Here is a 16198-nt window from a genome sequence, read left to right as displayed (position 1 = left end):
CACTATTAGGTATTAATGAGACGAAAGTTATTTTTTGAAAGAAGGGGGAGTATGATGACATACGCAGAAGATGCAGAACGTGAACTAGTGCAACTGATGTTTCAGAATCGCCATGGTGCGTTTAGCAGGATTGAGAAGAGCAGTAAGGGTGCTAATATCGTCATTAAAGTACTCGATCGATTAGGTGAACCTACGAATCCAAAACATTTGGCTGATACCTTAAATCTATCCACTGCTCGGATTGCTGCTGTACTGGGAAACTTGGAAAAACGCGGGCTGATAAGTCGCACAATGGATCCTAATGATCGACGACGAATCAACGTCAGTTTAACAGAGAACGGGAAAAAAGTGGCTAAGGCTGAAAAGCTGGAAATGCGGAATAAAATCATTCGAGTATTTGAGCTGATGGGAGAAGAGGACACTAAAAAATATCTTGAATTGACTGCCAAATTTGTCAAGTACTCTCAAAAATTAACCATGGAAGGGGAAAGTGATCAATAGTGAAGATTTTTAAATATCTTGGTAAATACTGGTACGCAATTATTGCTGTGTTCATGCTTTTAATCGTGCAGGCATCTAGTGATTTGAGCTTACCAAGTTTAACGTCAGATATCGTTGATATCGGTATTCAACAAGGAGGACTTGAACAGTCAACGCCAGAAAAAATTAGAAAATCAACGCTTCAAGGAATCGAGATATTTATGACCGATAAAGAGAAGCAAACAATCAAGGAAAATTATAAAGAAGCCACCCAAACGATTGATGGCAAGAAGGTTGATATTTATAAATTAGATCTTCAAGAGGGTATGACAAAAGATAAGTTAGCAGATATCTTTAATTTACCGATGATGATGATTGCTTCCACTCGTTCAAAGGATTCAAGCAATGCGAAAGAAGCAAAAGAAGTTATCAATGATTATACAGCTATCTCAAAGGATGCTGCTCAGGCACAGGCTTTGGGGCAAGAGGCGAAAACCCTTGGTGAGCAAGCTCAATCAGCTGGTAAAGAAGCTGCTGCGGCTACAGACGGTGCAACTGCCGCTGCAAAAGGTGCGGAAGCTCAGAGATTAGCTGCTGAAGCGCAAGCAAAAGGAGAAGAAGCTCAAAAACTTGGCGATTCTATCAAAGCCAAAAATGACGCGATGCCAGCAAAAGTTGAAGCTGCACGTAAAGCTACTAAGGAAAGCCTAGGCGATGTTGGTGAAGACTCATTGAAAACGGTAGGGATTCAACTGACTTTGGCGGAATACAAAGCGTTAGATGTGAATACAGGAAAAATCCAGACGGACTATATGATCAAGACTGGAGCGAAAATGCTTGGTTTGACTTTAGTATCTGCTGTTGCGGCAATCATTGTTGGTTTAATTGCTTCATTAATTGCTGCGACTGTTGGTAAAAACCTGCGTGTTGGACAATACGAGCGAACATTGGAATTTTCAAATAACGAAATGGAGAAATTCTCACCTGCTTCATTGATTACACGAAATACCAACGATATTCAACAAATTCAAATGGGTATCGTTATGATCATGCGAATCGTTTTATACGCACCGATCTTAGGTATCGGTGGTGTTTACAGAGTATACAAGACCGGCACTGGTATGGGCTGGATCGTAGGTGTGGCTGTAGCAGCTGTTTTAGTTTTAGTCCTAACCTTATTGCTGACCACAATGCCTAAATTTAAGGCCCTACAAAACTTAGTCGACCGTGTAAACTTAGTTTCTCGTGAAATTATCACTGGGTTACCAGTTATTCGTGCGTTCTCACGTGAAAAATATGAGGAAGAGCGTTTCGATGTTGCTAATACGAACTTGATGAAGACGCAAATGTTCGTTAACCGTGCGATGTCATTGATGATGCCCATTATGATGCTGTTGATGAATGGTATTTCAGTCTTGATTGTGTGGGTTGGTGGACACAATATGGACAATGGTCAATTACAAGTTGGGGATATGATGGCCTTCATTACTTATACAATGCAAATTGTTATGGCCTTCATGATGTTGTCAATGGTATCAATCATTTTACCTCGTGCCAATGTTGCAGCTGGACGTGTAGATGAAGTGTTGAACACGGAACCTACGATTAAAGATCCAGAATATCCAAAAGACGACCATGACTTCAAAGGTGAAGTGAAATTTGAAGGTGTTCAATTCCGTTATGGCGATGCTGATGCAGATGTCTTGCATCATATTAATTTCACTGCTAAACCGGGTGAAACAACTGCTTTGATCGGTTCGACAGGTTCAGGAAAGTCAACGATCGTCAATTTGATTCCGCGTCTCTTTGACGTAACTGGCGGACGTATCACGATTGACGGTATCGATATTCGTGAAATGAGCATGCATAAATTACATGAGATTATGGGATTTGTACCACAAAAAGGTGTGCTGTTCTCTGGTGACATTGCTTCAAATATCAAATTTGGTGATGCTGATATTTCAGATGAACAAATGAAACGAGCTGCTGAGATTGCACAAGCAGATGAATTTATCAACTCGAATGAAAAAGGATTTGATCGGACAATTTCCCAAGGTGGAACGAATGTTTCTGGTGGACAAAAGCAACGGTTATCAATCGCTCGGGCACTGGCTAAGAATCCGAAAATATTGATCTTTGATGATTCCTTCTCAGCTCTTGATAACAAGACGGATGTTGCTTTGCGTAAAGCATTAGCTGAGAATATCAAGGATGCAACTCAAATTATCGTAGCGCAAAAAATTTCTACGATCTTGCATGCGGACAACATTATCGTATTAGATGAAGGCCGTGTAGTAGCCCAAGGTCGTCATGAAGAATTGATGGAATCATCAGCTGTCTATCAAGAAATAGCTCAGTCACAATTAAGTAATGCTGAACTAGGCATAGAAGAAGCGGATTAAGGAGGAGCGAAAAGAATGGCAGAACAAAAACAAAATCGCCCTCGTGGTGGCGGACCTGGTCGAGGGATGAGTGCGCCAGTTGAAAAAGCGAAAGATTTCAAAGGTACGATCAAAAAATTGGTTTCGTATCTTGGCGCTTATAAAATCGCCGTTTTCTTTGTAATGATCTTTGCGGCAGCTTCAACGATCTTCAATATTTGGGGACCAAAGATCCTGTCAAAGGCGATCACAGAATTATTTAACGGTCTGATCAAGAAATATCAGGGAACTGGCGATATCAACTTTGATAAAATCGGTGGTATCCTGCTCTTCATGTTAGGTCTTTATGTAGTTGCTTCCTTATTTGGGATCATCCAAGGCTGGATCATGTCGACGATTTCGCAAAAGATTACTTATCGGATGCGGAAAGAGATTTCTGAAAAAATCAACCGCATGCCAATGAATTATTTTGAAAGTCGGACGACTGGTGAGGTTTTATCACGAATCACTAATGACGTGGATACTTTAGGACAATCATTGAACCAAAGTTTGACTCAATTAATTACTTCAACATTTACCATAATCGGAGTTATCGTGATGATGCTTTCAATCTCAGTGAAGATGACCGGTATCGCGATCTTGATCGTGCCGATCTCACTTCTATTGATCATGGTTGTCGTGAAGAATTCGCAAAAGTATTTCAAAACGCAACAAGAATATCTTGGTGTGATCAATGGTAAAGTTGAAGAAACAATCGGTGGATACACCATCGTACGCTTATTCAACGAGGAAGAAAACTCATTGAAAGAATTCAAAGAACAAAATGATATTCTCTTCAAATCAGCATGGAAATCTCAATTTCTTTCTGGTTTGATGCAGCCGATCATGAACTTTGTCGGTAACTTAGGATATGTAGGTGTGGCGATTGCCGGTGGTGTGATGGCTTATAACGGTACGATCACTGTTGGGGATATTCAAGCGTTTATTCAATATGTACGAAATCTGACACAGCCGATCGCACAACTAGCTCAAGTATCAAACATGCTGCAATCAATGGCAGCAGCGGCAGAACGGGTCTTTGAATTCTTAGCAGAAGATGAAGAAGAACAAATGGCTGAAAATCCTGTTCAAATTGATAAGGCAAAAGGAATGGTCGATTTCGATCATGTTCAATTTGGCTATACATCTGATAAAATCGTTATTCAAGATTTTACTTCGCATGTTGATCCTGGTCAGACAGTTGCGATTGTTGGTCCAACTGGTGCAGGTAAAACCACGATGGTTAAATTATTGATGCGTTTTTATGATGTCAACTCTGGTGCGATTAAGATTGATGGTCACAATATCAAAGATTTCAATCGTGCTGATTTGCGTAAGAACATTGGGATGGTCTTGCAGGATACGTGGTTGTTCAAAGGGACGATCATGGACAACTTGCGGTACGGTCGTTTAGATGCGACCGACGAAGAAGTTTACGCAGCAGCTAAAGCCGCTCACGTGGATCACTTCATCAAGACATTGCCTGGTGGCTATGACATGGAATTGAACGAAGAATCTTCCAATATCTCTCAAGGGCAAAAGCAATTGCTGACGATTGCGCGTGCGATCTTAGCTGATAAGCCAATTTTGATCTTGGATGAGGCAACATCATCTGTTGATACACGGACAGAAGGATTGATTCAAGAAGCGATGAACAATCTGATGAAGGGGCGGACGTCATTTGTTATCGCTCACCGTCTATCAACGATCAAGGATGCCGATAAGATTCTTTATATGCAAGGCGGAGATATCAAAGAACAAGGAAGCCATGAAGAACTATTGGCTCAAAACGGACTTTATGCCGCGTTGTACAACTCACAATTTGAAGAATTATCAGAATAAAGCAAAGACCAATCATCCATTTATTTCGGATGATTGGTCTTTTTTATTTAATGACTTTAGTCAGTTTCGTTCGCGGAGCGTACGAAACAAGAAAACCGCGCGCTTCTACGCGTGGATGGAATAGCTTTAGCGATAAAAACTCCTTTCGATATACTAATAAGTGGCTACCAACCGCTTATTTTATCGAAAGGAGTTTTTCTATGTCTAAAGACGACAAAAGTTTATCACATACTAGATGGAATTGTAAGTATCACATAGTCTTCACCCCAAAATATAGAAGAAAAGTAATCTATGGGGAATTAAGAAAAGATATTGGAAGAATTTTGAGGAAGCTTTGCGAGATGAAAGAGGTAGAAATAATCGAAGCACACGCAATGCCAGATCATATTCACATGTTGGTAAAAGTACCACCAAAAATAAGTATCTCGCAGTTCATGGGCTACTTGAAAGGAAGAAGTGCGACGCTTATCCATGAGCAGCATGGAAACTTAGTCTATAAATATGGAAATAAAAGTTTCTGGTCAAAGGGGTATTACGTGAGCACAGTCGGTCTGAACCAGAAAACAATTGAAAAATATATACGAGAGCAAGAATCAGATGATCGAATCCGAGATAGTATAAGTAAACGAGAATACGTTGATCCATTCAAAATGAAGAAAAAGAAATAAAGTAGCGAGCGAAGAGCGGTTGGTGGTCTTTTAGAAAGCTCCATTTATGGAGTAGGCGAGTAGTGACCTCTTCTAGAGGTGTTAAAAAGCCACCCGTTCTCACGGGTGGATGTGTTACTAAAAAATCGTCTACTAGTAGCGACTTTTGTCTGTGATCATCTTTGTTTGTTTATCATAAGTGATTGTAACAGAGCCGTTGGCATATTCGCCGTCTTTAGTTTGATCCCATGTGGCTGTCGATCTTGGAGGCATACCATATTTTTCTCTTTCCCAGCTGGTAACTCTATCTGGTGGGCCAACTAGCTTTTCTAATTCTTCATAGCTGGCACCGCCCTTAAAGGAGTATTTTTCGTTGTCAGCATCGTAATGCTCTGTCGCGACCTTTATACTATCGTAAATCTCTGATGTCCACTCTCCAGGAAACGCCTCCTTTGGTTTGGAGGTTCCTGGTTGTGTATCGATCGGTTCATAGGAAACGGTATTAGAAAACATAAAAATGACAGAACCAATGATGAGTAAAATAGCGAAACTCAGTGCCAGCACCTTATTTTTAGGAGATTTCTTCGGGAGTGCAGTTTGTTGCCGCACTTTTTGTGACAAATCCTTTTTTTGTGGTTTTAAATAAATCGTTCCACAATAATCACATTTCCAACCTTGTTCAACTTTATGGAAATGTGTGCTACCGCAATTCATACATTCTTTACTTTTCATGATAGAGTCCATCCGATCCGTAATTTTCAGGGAAGTCATCCGGATATTTACCTAATCCAGCGCGAGAATATTGCTCTGGTAGACGGTTAAAGTAAATGTAACGCACGATTGGGGTAACATATCCTACCTGGTCATTTTTAAAATAAACGTTGGGTTTTCCCTGTTTTTCATAAACAAATAGTTTGGTGAATCCACCAAAAGTATTATCCGTGTTTATGGCGATGAAGGCACGAACCTCTCGCCAAGTCAATTCTCCTTGCTGCCACTGCTTTCTAAGCATCTTTGCTTCATAATTGATGGGATTATTTTGTTCATCAAACTTAAGAGCAAGCTTTTTTTGAATTTGCTCGGAATCTGTAACAATCTCATCTGGCTGCCCCCAAATCCGTAAAATATCTGAGCTGGAGTATTGATCGAAATCTGGTCCGTAAGCAGCTAGAAATCCAGCTTCTCGATAATAGGTCGTTATGGCGAAGTCGCTATTAGGATTTTCGATGATCATCTCTTCGTTTGGAGATGTTCTTAGACGATTTTTTTCAAGAGTATCATGTTGCTTTTGTGCGGCTGATACTCGTTCTTTAAACTCTTCCGTCTCGTCGCCGCCGTATTCTTCCGCTGATACAAGTGCTAAATCAATCTCCTCTTGGTTCAATGAAAGCTCGGCGATTCTCACATTTCGCTCAGGATTATTCAATTGGCTAGGTGAATAGGTTGTCGAATCTGTCGAGCTTTTAGCGTTGGTGACAGGCTTAAATGTAGTCAGCTTCGATCCGCTCTTTGAAGGAGTTGCTTTCAATGAAAAGGGATTAAAAATACTGCTAATAAAAAGAATACCCACAATAAGAAACAAGGTGATGCTTATAATGAAAGCCAGCTTTTTCCGCGGCTGTCTTTTTTCTAGAGGTGGTGCATCAAGCTCGTAGACTGCGTGACAATAGCTACATTCATAACCAGATTCTATTTTTTCGAACTGATTTCCACCGCAATATTTACAGACCAAGCCCTTCATTTTCACCACTCCTCTCATTTTATCCAAAGCCCCTCAGACAGATAACTTTGTTTTCGATGTTACCAGAACACTAACTGTTCATAAATGATACCACGGGATAGGTAACGCGAAAAGAGACGATGCAAAGATTTTTGGTATAGCTAGAGATTTGGTTAGAGAAATATTTCTGTAAAATGAACTTTTGCTCTTTGTTGACTAATCAACAAGAAGATGATATTTTAACTATAGAAAATATTTTCTATTAAATGAACATAATTTCGAAAAGGAGTAGCGCGTATGATGGATACAGAAAAGGTACAGCTGGTAGAATATGGCAAAAAATTGATTTCGACTGGATTGACTGCAGGGACTGGCGGAAACATCAGCATGTATGACCCTGAAAGCCAGCTGATGGCAATCACGCCTAGTGGCATTGATTATTTCGAGATGACAGTAGAGGATATTGTTGTGCTGGATCTTGAAGGGAAGGTTGTTGAAGGAGCAAGGAAGCCTTCAAGTGAATGGCAGATGCATTTGATTAATTATCAACGGCGAGGTGATGAGATTCGTGCGGTCGTACATGCACATTCGACATTTAGTTCGATTCTTGCGACTTGCCGCAAGCCTCTTCCAGCGACTAATTATATGATAGCGATTGCAGGAGGCGGTGATGTTCGCTGCTCTAAATATGCGACGTTTGGGACGGAGAAGTTGGCAGAATACGCCTTTGAAGCAATGGAGAATCGTTATGCTTGTTTTTTAGCGAATCATGGACTGCTGACATGCGGTCCGAATTTGCACGATGCTTTTTCGGTAGCAAGTGAGATCGAACGTTTAGCGGGTTTACATGTGGGTGCTTCTTTATTTGGAGATCCAGTAATATTGGACGATGCAGACATGGCCGAAGTACACGAGCGTTTTCCTAGTTATGGACAATAAGAGAAGTGTAGCGAGGAGATGAAGCGATGAGTAAAGTAATTGTTGTCGGAGATACATTTATTTCTGTAGACACATGGAGACAAGCGGTTGAAATGATGAATCTGCCCGAGCCTGTAGAGGTGGTTTCTTTAGAATGGTATCCGGAAGATTCTCCGAAAGAATTTCAGCGAAAGTTAAAATTGATTGAACAAAACGGTTCTGAATCGCTAGCGATTCCTGAAGGGATTCTGGAAGAAATAAGTGATGCCGATTATTTCTTCGTTCACGTGGCTCCAGTTTCTCGTAAGTTGTTGAAAAATGCGCAGAATCTGAAACTGATTGGAACTTGTCGTGGTGGGGTAGAGCATCTTGACATTGGGTTAGCGCGGGAAATGGGAATTCCAGTTATTCATGTCATTCGGAACGCCGAACCGGTTGCAGACTATACCATCGGTATGATTTATTCAGTGACCAGAAATATTGCGCTTTCTCATGCGGCGGTGATGCAGGGAGCGTGGCCGAAAAATTTTCCGAATGATGCCTATCGAACGACGCTTGCTAGTCAAACAGTTGGTTTAGTTGGACTGGGGCATATTGGGAAAATGGTGGCCCAACGACTTGTCAATCTTGGAGTAAAAGTGATCGCCTACGATCCCTTTGTTGATCAAGAAGCCGTACGGTCATCTGGAATTGATCTAACCTTTGTTTCTTTAGAGACATTATTTAAGCATTCAGATATTGTTTCTCTGCATATGCGGGTAACACCTGAAACAGAAAATTTGATCGACGGGAAATTGTTGTCTCTTATGCAGCCTAGTGCGTATTTAATCAATACTGCTCGTCCTGGTATTCTGGTTAAAGCGGATTTTATTGAGGTTTTGAAGAAGAGAAAAATTGCTGGAGCTGCTATTGATGTTGTGTGGGAGGAGCCAATAGCGGCGGATGATCCTTTACTCGGACTGGATAACTTGGTCATTACTTCGCATATCGCAGGGGATACTGTGGATGCGATTCCTAAATCACCGCTTTTGTTAGCGAAAACGGTAAAGGATTATCTTCAAACTGGAGTTAGTGAATTCATCGTTTAAAAAGAGTTCCTGAGAATTGATTTTCTCAGGAACTCTTTTGTTTTATACGCGATCGTAGTCTTCTAAACGAATTTCTTCTAGCTCATCCTCATTGAAGTCGAGGTCTTTGTCTAGGATTTTTTCAACAGCTCGGATTAATGAAGCGGCATCTAACCCGTATTTTTTCAACAAATAAGGTTTCGAAGCGCCGTGTGTCCATTCATCGTTGATTCCAACCTTGATTAATTGCTTATGCAGCTGATGCTCTAGCATTACTTCGCCGACTGCGGTACCTAAACCGCCAATGGTGACATGATTTTCCATGGTAACAACACCGTGTTTTACTTTCTTGATTGAATCAACTACTAATGGGTCAGTGAAAGGTTTGAGTGTCGTAACATGAACATGTTGGACTGAAACACCTTTTTTCTCAAGCCACTGAGTCGCCCGCATTGCTTCTTCGGTACAGATACTGCTAGAGAACAAAGCGACATCATCGCCTTCTGAGATGACACGACCCTTATTGAACTCTGTTGGTTTGTCAGGTGAGAAGAGACGCGGCATTTGGCCTCGCAGCATTCTGACATAGATTGGTCCATTGACTTCTTTACAAATATTCAATGCTGATTCAACGTCTGTCGCATCACCGCAGTCAAAAATCGTCATGTTTGGGATCGTTCGCAGGATACCGACATCTTCAATTGATTGGTGAGTAACACCGCCGGGAGTAGTGATCCCAGGTACGAAGCCTAAAAGGGAAACGGGCAGGTTCGGATAAGCAATCGACATTTCTAGTTGATCCAGCGGTCTGCGATAAAGAAAGACTGCAAATGTGTGTAAGAAGGGGCGGAAGCCTTCACGAGCTAAACCAGCGGCCCAACTTAACATGTTTTGTTCCGCAATCCCCATTGATAAATATTTTTCAGGGAAGACCTTTGGAAACTCTTTGACCTCACAGGAGGTACCTAAGTCAGCAGATAAGACTAACACATCCTCATTTTCTTGTGCGAATTTAATCATATTTTTTGAATGTACATCCGATTCGATTTTCATAGTAAAACTCCTTCCTTTTTTCTTACATTTCGTTATAGAATTTCGTATATTTATCGAATTCTTCGCCTTCTTTTAAACGAACGAAATGCAGGATCGGTCTTCTTTCGTTTAAATACGGAATCCCTTGCGTTGGATCGGTATAGCAAAGAATCACTAACGGCTTGTTCTTTTCTCCCTGTTTGGCAGCTTCTTCAATCGCTTCAATATCATGTCCATTAACCGAAATAGCCTTGGCGCCAAATGCAGTGAAGCGATCCTCTAGAGGTTCAATATTCATTACTTTTTTTGTTTCGCCTTCGACTTGTTGTCCGTTGATATCCACGATTAAAACCAAATTGTCCAATTGATAGAAGACCGCCGCTTGAATTGCTTCCCACAATTGTCCTTCTTCCATTTCGCCATCAGACATCATAACGAAGACACGGCCTTCTTCATCACGTAATTTCCGGGCATGAGCTGTCCCGCCTGCAACGCTGATTGCTTGGTCTAGTGTTCCGGCAGCGTTTTCAAAACCGGGTGTGTGATTTGCACCAATCATTTCCATTGAATAGCCGTCACGATTGAACATTTCTAATGCGGCTTCATCTAAACGATCTGCTTCTATCAATGCTGCATATACAGGTGCTGCATAATGTGCCGGTGAGATAAAGAATCGATCATAAGGTGCTTTTAATGATCCGTGATATTCAGCCCCTTGAATGTAATCCATATTGTCCTTCGACGGTGTACCTGGAAATTTTCCAGGTAAACGAGGTGCTTTGCTTTCGCTTAAGTTCAATACACGTAAGTAAAGAGTCGCGAAAAGCTCTGCTGATGAACAAGCTTGTGAGAGGTAGCAGCCGTTTCTTTCAAGTGTCAATTTTAGAACATGTTTGCGAATGTTTTTTGCCGCTTTTTCTACATCAGCGACCGTATAATGATTTGCCATGATAAAACTCCTTTTTCGTATTAATGTATTTAATTCCTTTATTTTTGTCCGTAATTATTTTGGTAGAAGTCATATACTTCGGCAGTATAGGAATCTTCTAATGGTTTGAGTGAGGTGTTTAAAGTTCTGGCGTAATAGACGCTTTGAGCCGTTTCTTCTAGGATAACCGCATTTTTTAGTGAATTTATCGCAGACTTTCCAACAGTAAAGACACCATGGTTTTTCAGTAGAATTGCGGGACAATTGGTTTCTTGGTAACAACGAACAATCTCGGCTCCAATGGCTTTCTCGCCGACAGCAGCGATTTCTGACAACGGAATCTCTTTGCCAAAAACGGCAGCAGAAGTAGTTGTATGTATAGGTAGTGATTCTCCGGCAATCGAAAAAGCTGTCGCATAAGGAGAATGTGTATGTGTAATACCTAATACTTCAGGACAATGGTTGTAGACATATAAATGAGATTCTGTATCGACAGAAGGAGTCAGATCACCTTCAATGACATTGCCCTTCAAATCTACGACAATCATGCTCTCTGGTGTTAAATCGTCAAAATGAATGCCGCTGGGTTTGATGACCACATATTCTGTTTCGGGATCTTTTGCGCTGACGTTTCCGCTCGTCCATAAAACCAACCCATTTTTAGGAAGCGCTTTATTATCCTTGCATACCGTTTCTTTTAATTGTTCCAGCATAGTATAACCTCCAATGTTGTTTTTTTACATTATTTCATTATAAAGAACAAAAGTCAATAAGGTTTTTTGGATCGTTTTTATTAATCTGCGTATATTTACATGGTTTATTAGCTGTAATCGTTTTCAAGAAAAGTGTTGACAATGATAAAATGTCATGCGATACTTTTCATAAGTTCTATTAAGTGAAAAAAAGTTCATAAAGGGAGGAATTATTGTGGAGTTGTTACAAAATATCTTAAGTTCATTTGGAGCGGCGGTTGTTGTACCAGTAATGCTATTCATTGTGGCATTATTTTTGAAGGTAAAACCTAAAAAAGCTTTTCAGTCTGCTTTGAATGCTGGGATCGGATTGACAGGGTTCAATTTGATCGTGAATTCATTTGTACCAATTGTTACTCCGGTCATCAACAACATGGTCGAGCAAACGGGTGTAAAGCTGCCGGTATTTGACACAGGCTGGCAGGCGACTTCGGTCATTGCGTATTCGACGCAAGTCGGAGTAGTTTTCTTAGTAGTAGGTTTGGTTCTGCAAGTGGCATTATTCTTATTAAGATGGACCGATGTATTTATGCCAAGTGATATGTGGAATAACTATTCTTTCATGGTTTGGGGCTCGATGATTTATTTGATCACCAGTAACATGGCGTTGGCAATGGCTTGCATGATCGTACAGAATTTATACGTCATGCTACTAGGTGAGGTAATTGCGAAACGTTGGGCGAATTACTATAATTTACCAGGAACAACCTTGACTGCACCGCACCATGTTACTTCAGTGCCGTATGCAATCATCATGAATTGGATTTTAGACAAATTAGGTGCTGGTAAAATTAATTGGGACCCTGCAACGCTGAAAAAGAAATTAGGCTTCTTAGGAGAACCGATTACTTTAGGATTATTTCTTGGTCTGCTGATCGGAATCATGGGGAACTTGAACAATTTAACGAGCTTAGATGGTTGGGGCAGTGTTTTCACAATGGGATTAGCAGTATCAGCGGTTATGGCAATCTTCCCACGCGTTGCGAGTATTTTTGCTTCGGCATTTACTAGTTTGACAAATGCCAGTAAGAAAACGGCAAAAGGCAGCGGTAAGAATCGTGAATGGATGCTCTCTGTTAACGACGCAGTTGGTTATGGTGAGCCTGCGACCTTGATGACGGGACTGATTCTAATTCCGATCATGGTATTATTGGCGATGATCTTGCCAGGAAACGAAACTTTGCCGTTAGTTGATTTAATCGCATTGCCTTACATGGTAGAAATGATTATTTGTGTATCAAAGGGAAATATTTTCAAAGGCGTGATCTCGGGCATTATTTGGTTTACAATCGGTTTGTATGTATGTACGTTAACAGCTCCATATTTTACTGAAGTTGCTGCACAAGTTGGTGTAAATATTCCAGAAGGAGCCATGATGATCACCAGCTTCGGAATTTTATATAATCCTGTAATGGCCTTGATCTTCTTAGCATTTTTATCAGGAAACTTTTTGTGGATGGGAATTGTTATTGTAATTTACTTCGCAATGTATATCTTATTCAAGAAAAACAAGCAAGCAGTTTGGAGCTTCTTGGAAGGCGAAAATTCAGATACGCCAAAAGAAAAGGTGGTTGCATGAAGGCGTTAGTTAAAACAGAACCTGGTTATAACAAAATGGAATTATTAGAGATTGAGAAACCTGTGCCTAAAGATCGGGAAGTCTTAGTCAAAGTCATTTACACGGGGATTTGCGGAACAGATATCCATGGGTTTAAAGGTGAGTATGATCGTTTAAAAACGCCACTAGTTTTAGGACACGAATTTTCTGGTGTAGTAGAAGCGATTGGAAAAAATGTCACGAAAGTTCAAAAAGGGTCATTCGTTACTAGTGAAACAACCTTTGATACCTGTGGAGAATGTGAATCTTGTCAAAATAAAGAATATAATCTTTGCTTGAATCGCAAAGGCATAGGCAGCCAAGTGAACGGCAGCTTTGCCGAGTATGTACTGACTCGTGAGGAAAGTATTCATGTGTTGGATGAAAAAATCAGTTTGTTGGCAGCTTCGATTACTGAACCGATTGCTTGCGGAGTTCATGCCAGCTTGGAAAAGGCTCGAGTTAAAAAGGATGAAGTAGCAGTCATTGTCGGTCCTGGTCCAATTGGGTTATGCTTAAGTCAAGTGTTGAAAAGTGTGGAGGCTAAAGTAATCGTTGTAGGGATTACCCAAGATGCCGAGCGGTTGAAGACAGCTAAAGAATTGGGTGCTGATCGAGTGATTGATTCGCTGACAGAAGATGCAACAGCGATTATCAAAGAGTTCACCAACGATAAGGGTGCGGATTATTGTTTTGAGTGTTCTGGAGCGGCACCGGCGATAAAAGCGATTTTTGATTATTTGAAGCAAAAGGGCACCTTAGTACAAATGGGCGTTTTTGGCAAAAATTTAAATGAATTGGATATGAATTCGATTGTACAGCGTGAGATGAATATTATCGGCTCGCGTTCGCAAAAGCCTTCCACTTGGCATTTGACTTTAGATCTGATGAAACAGGGAAAAATCGACGCGGAACGCTTGATCACAAAAATTTACCCATTGGAGCAATGGGAAGAAGCAATTAAACAAGTGATGGCTGGCAATGAAATCAAAGTTGTTCTGCAGCCGAATAAACAATAAAAGGAGGGTTTGCGATGGAAGAAAAGAATCTTGTTGAAAAAAATTGTATTTTACTTGATCAGGATGTTCATTCATTTAAAGAGGTCATTCAGTTGATCGGTGCTGAATTTGAAAAGGCGGAAATAGTTAAACCGTCTTATGTGGAAGCAGTCGTGGCTAGAGAAAAAGTTTTTCCAACTGGGCTAGCAGCAGATGGACACAACATCGCGATTCCTCATACAGATCCGGAGCATGTCTTGCGGCCGGGTATGGGTGTCGTCGTAACCAAAGAACCGATTGAAGTATCGATGATGGGCAGTCCTGATATTAAACTGCAAAGTAAAATATTTTTCCCGTTGGCGATGGAGCATCCGAAAAAGCAGTTGGATTTACTGCGACAATTAATGAACGTTTTTAAGACCAAAGAAGATCTTGATACAATCAGCTCTGCGACAACACCGGAAGAGGTTTTAGCAGTGACTAGCAAAATTAAATTCTAAAAAACTCCATTTTATGAAAGCGTTATACTATAATGGATAAAAGGGCTTATCAGAGTGTGAACATGAAAACTACTTAAATTGGAGGTTTTGAGATGACCGAAATCAAAATATTATCTGTATGTGGATCTGGTACGGTTAGTTCTGCCATGGTGGGGGAGCGAATCGTGGAGTTACTAGAGGAACACGGTTATGAAGTAGAAATTCAGGAAGTAAATCCAGGAATGGTCAAAGGAGCAGTTGCTAATAATGATATTGATTTAATTGCCTTTACCAGCCCAATTGATCCTGCCGATGCTGAAGGGATTCCGCAAATCAATTCTGTGGGATTACTGACTGGATTGGACGAAGAAACATTTTTAGATGCAGCATTAGCCGCCTTAAAAGAAATGGGAAAATAATATGTCAAAAGGCTGGATAAAGTGTCCAGCCTTTTTTTGAAAGGAGATTCGGATGGTATTAGTTGCTTTAGATCTTGATGGAACAGCGCTGGATTCGAATGGCAGGCTGTCACAAAGTGTTGCAGAAGCAATTCGCCAGAGAGCTAAAAGTAAAAAGTACATATTCGCCTTTTGTTCTGGACGTCCGCTTTCAGGAGTGCTGCCTCATGCTCAAGCAGTGGGAATAGCAGAGAATTATCATGTTCTCGCCAATGGTGCTCTGGTTCAAAATGGTGCTGGTGATAGACTGGTTGAGGAGCTTCTGGATTTTTCGGCGTATCAAGAACTGACAAATTATTGTTGTGAAAATGGCTTGACCTGTATTGCGGTTAATGATCGTGGAGCAATCACAGCTTTTCCTTCGATAAATCTTGGGACACTGGAATTTTGTTTTTTGACAAATAATCTGCTGAGGTTTTGTCCAATAAGCGAAAGTGAGCCGACTGAAAAATATTCCAAATTGCTTATTTGCGATAACCCCGATATAATAAAACAGAACAAAAGTCGAGTAGAACAGCGTTTTTCAAAACACTATACCTGTGTGGAAGGCTATCCGACGATGATCGAGTTTGGTAAGAAAAATGTCAGTAAAGGCAGCTCTTTAGCTAAACTGGCAGCTTATTATGGATTTTCGGACAGCGAGGTCTTTGTCGTGGGGGATAATGACAACGATCTTTCTTCTTTTGAACGCTTTTCGCAATCAATCGCGATGGGAAATGCAACGAGTGAATTAAAACAGGCAGCCAACTGGCATTGTCCGACGAATGATGAAGACGGTGTAGTCTTGGCTTTGAAAATGATTGACAACTTTATTACATAATTATAGGATGCTGATCCAGTATTTGAACTAGGAGGATAAT

16 protein-coding genes are annotated in these 16198 nt (G+C 40.7%); 11 read left to right on the top strand and 5 right to left on the bottom strand.

The window, feature by feature from the left end; all coding sequences use genetic code 11:
* Nucleotides 1–54: 54 nt before the first annotated feature.
* The 4 genes from AUF14_RS11835 to tnpA all read left to right on the top strand — a co-directional run bounded on the left by AUF14_RS11835 (nucleotide 55) and on the right by tnpA (nucleotide 5410).
* Nucleotides 55–501 carry a MarR family winged helix-turn-helix transcriptional regulator gene (locus AUF14_RS11835; RefSeq protein ID WP_016179534.1) on the top strand — a complete coding sequence of 149 codons (447 nt, stop codon included), beginning with the start codon at nucleotides 55–57 and terminating at the stop codon, nucleotides 499–501.
* Nucleotides 501–2882 carry an ABC transporter ATP-binding protein gene (locus AUF14_RS11830; RefSeq protein WP_049221822.1) on the top strand — a complete coding sequence of 794 codons (2382 nt, stop codon included), beginning with the start codon at nucleotides 501–503 and terminating at the stop codon, nucleotides 2880–2882. Before AUF14_RS11835 ends, AUF14_RS11830 begins: the two co-directional genes overlap by 1 nt.
* A 15-nt stretch (nucleotides 2883–2897) precedes the next feature.
* Entirely contained in the window at nucleotides 2898–4742 is a 1845-nt protein-coding gene (locus tag AUF14_RS11825) for an ABC transporter ATP-binding protein (protein ID WP_016179536.1), read from the top strand.
* A 200-nt stretch (nucleotides 4743–4942) separates the two neighbouring features.
* Nucleotides 4943–5410 carry an IS200/IS605 family transposase gene (gene tnpA, locus AUF14_RS11820; RefSeq protein ID WP_028020983.1) on the top strand — a complete coding sequence of 156 codons (468 nt, stop codon included), beginning with the start codon at nucleotides 4943–4945 and terminating at the stop codon, nucleotides 5408–5410.
* A 132-nt stretch (nucleotides 5411–5542) separates the two neighbouring features.
* Here the strand turns inward: tnpA and AUF14_RS11815 are convergent, their stop codons facing one another.
* Both AUF14_RS11815 and AUF14_RS11810 read right to left on the bottom strand, forming a co-directional pair.
* Nucleotides 5543–6121 carry a hypothetical protein gene (locus tag AUF14_RS11815; RefSeq protein ID WP_049220539.1) on the bottom strand — a complete coding sequence of 193 codons (579 nt, stop codon included), beginning with the start codon at nucleotides 6119–6121 and terminating at the stop codon, nucleotides 5543–5545.
* Nucleotides 6111–7130, bottom strand: coding sequence for a DUF4947 domain-containing protein (locus AUF14_RS11810; RefSeq protein ID WP_102866060.1), 1020 nt, complete (start codon nucleotides 7128–7130; stop codon nucleotides 6111–6113). Before AUF14_RS11810 ends, AUF14_RS11815 begins: the two co-directional genes overlap by 11 nt.
* A gap of 279 nt (nucleotides 7131–7409) precedes the next feature.
* Here AUF14_RS11810 and AUF14_RS11805 point away from each other — a divergent pair, with 279 nt between their 5' ends.
* Entirely contained in the window at nucleotides 7410–8048 is a 639-nt protein-coding gene (locus AUF14_RS11805; RefSeq protein ID WP_204371494.1) for an L-fuculose-phosphate aldolase, read from the top strand.
* A gap of 26 nt (nucleotides 8049–8074) precedes the next feature.
* Nucleotides 8075–9115 carry a 2-hydroxyacid dehydrogenase gene (locus AUF14_RS11800; RefSeq protein WP_049220544.1) on the top strand — a complete coding sequence of 347 codons (1041 nt, stop codon included), beginning with the start codon at nucleotides 8075–8077 and terminating at the stop codon, nucleotides 9113–9115.
* Nucleotides 9116–9157: 42 nt separating this feature from the next.
* Here AUF14_RS11800 and AUF14_RS11795 read toward each other — a convergent pair whose 3' ends face one another.
* Genes AUF14_RS11795 through AUF14_RS11785 form a run of 3 tightly spaced genes read right to left on the bottom strand, consistent with a single transcriptional unit; the run spans nucleotide 9158 to nucleotide 11767 of the window.
* Nucleotides 9158–10147, bottom strand: coding sequence for a transketolase family protein (locus AUF14_RS11795; protein ID WP_049220546.1), 990 nt, complete (start codon nucleotides 10145–10147; stop codon nucleotides 9158–9160).
* A gap of 22 nt (nucleotides 10148–10169) precedes the next feature.
* The gene (locus AUF14_RS11790; protein WP_049220549.1) at nucleotides 10170–11075 is read right to left on the bottom strand and encodes a transketolase; all 906 of its coding nucleotides are present in this window, start codon (nucleotides 11073–11075) and stop codon (nucleotides 10170–10172) included.
* A gap of 38 nt (nucleotides 11076–11113) precedes the next feature.
* Nucleotides 11114–11767 (bottom strand): L-ribulose-5-phosphate 4-epimerase, encoded by a 654-nt coding sequence (locus AUF14_RS11785; protein ID WP_102866059.1) that lies wholly within the window; start codon nucleotides 11765–11767, stop codon nucleotides 11114–11116.
* A gap of 214 nt (nucleotides 11768–11981) precedes the next feature.
* Between AUF14_RS11785 and AUF14_RS11780 the strand changes: the two genes are divergently transcribed.
* The 5 genes from AUF14_RS11780 to AUF14_RS11760 all read left to right on the top strand — a co-directional run bounded on the left by AUF14_RS11780 (nucleotide 11982) and on the right by AUF14_RS11760 (nucleotide 16158).
* Entirely contained in the window at nucleotides 11982–13385 is a 1404-nt protein-coding gene (locus tag AUF14_RS11780; RefSeq protein ID WP_048718953.1) for a PTS galactitol transporter subunit IIC, read from the top strand.
* Complete coding sequence (locus tag AUF14_RS11775; protein ID WP_049220554.1) at nucleotides 13382–14422, top strand: zinc-dependent alcohol dehydrogenase; 1041 nt, start codon at nucleotides 13382–13384, stop codon at nucleotides 14420–14422. The genes AUF14_RS11780 and AUF14_RS11775 overlap by 4 nt, the downstream gene beginning before the upstream one ends.
* A 14-nt stretch (nucleotides 14423–14436) precedes the next feature.
* A complete protein-coding gene (locus AUF14_RS11770) occupies nucleotides 14437–14901 on the top strand; it encodes a PTS sugar transporter subunit IIA (RefSeq protein ID WP_016179546.1) in 465 nt (154 codons plus the stop codon).
* Nucleotides 14902–14993: 92 nt separating this feature from the next.
* A complete protein-coding gene (locus tag AUF14_RS11765; RefSeq protein ID WP_048718959.1) occupies nucleotides 14994–15299 on the top strand; it encodes a PTS sugar transporter subunit IIB in 306 nt (101 codons plus the stop codon).
* Nucleotides 15300–15351: 52 nt separating this feature from the next.
* Entirely contained in the window at nucleotides 15352–16158 is an 807-nt protein-coding gene (locus AUF14_RS11760) for a Cof-type HAD-IIB family hydrolase (RefSeq protein ID WP_049220556.1), read from the top strand.
* Nucleotides 16159–16198 lie beyond the last annotated feature (40 nt).

The sequence above is a fragment of the Enterococcus avium genome, assembly GCF_002891025.1.
GTDB classification, from domain to species: Bacteria; Bacillota; Bacilli; order Lactobacillales; family Enterococcaceae; genus Enterococcus_A; species Enterococcus_A avium.
Note: the sequence above shows the minus strand (reverse complement) of the source record. Positions and strands in the feature narration are given on the sequence as shown.

Coding starts and splice junctions, on each gene's coding strand:
- AUF14_RS11835 (WP_016179534.1), top strand. CDS start 55: ATGACATACGCAGAAGATGCAGAACGTGAACTAGTGCAACTGATGTTT.
- AUF14_RS11760 (WP_049220556.1), top strand. CDS start 15,352: ATGGTATTAGTTGCTTTAGATCTTGATGGAACAGCGCTGGATTCGAAT.
- AUF14_RS11770 (WP_016179546.1), top strand. CDS start 14,437: ATGGAAGAAAAGAATCTTGTTGAAAAAAATTGTATTTTACTTGATCAG.
- AUF14_RS11810 (WP_102866060.1), bottom strand. CDS start 7,130: ATGAAGGGCTTGGTCTGTAAATATTGCGGTGGAAATCAGTTCGAAAAA.
- AUF14_RS11815 (WP_049220539.1), bottom strand. CDS start 6,121: ATGAAAAGTAAAGAATGTATGAATTGCGGTAGCACACATTTCCATAAA.
- AUF14_RS11805 (WP_204371494.1), top strand. CDS start 7,410: ATGGATACAGAAAAGGTACAGCTGGTAGAATATGGCAAAAAATTGATT.
- tnpA (WP_028020983.1), top strand. CDS start 4,943: ATGTCTAAAGACGACAAAAGTTTATCACATACTAGATGGAATTGTAAG.
- AUF14_RS11765 (WP_048718959.1), top strand. CDS start 14,994: ATGACCGAAATCAAAATATTATCTGTATGTGGATCTGGTACGGTTAGT.
- AUF14_RS11825 (WP_016179536.1), top strand. CDS start 2,898: ATGGCAGAACAAAAACAAAATCGCCCTCGTGGTGGCGGACCTGGTCGA.
- AUF14_RS11775 (WP_049220554.1), top strand. CDS start 13,382: ATGAAGGCGTTAGTTAAAACAGAACCTGGTTATAACAAAATGGAATTA.
- AUF14_RS11785 (WP_102866059.1), bottom strand. CDS start 11,767: ATGCTGGAACAATTAAAAGAAACGGTATGCAAGGATAATAAAGCGCTT.
- AUF14_RS11790 (WP_049220549.1), bottom strand. CDS start 11,075: ATGGCAAATCATTATACGGTCGCTGATGTAGAAAAAGCGGCAAAAAAC.
- AUF14_RS11795 (WP_049220546.1), bottom strand. CDS start 10,147: ATGAAAATCGAATCGGATGTACATTCAAAAAATATGATTAAATTCGCA.
- AUF14_RS11800 (WP_049220544.1), top strand. CDS start 8,075: ATGAGTAAAGTAATTGTTGTCGGAGATACATTTATTTCTGTAGACACA.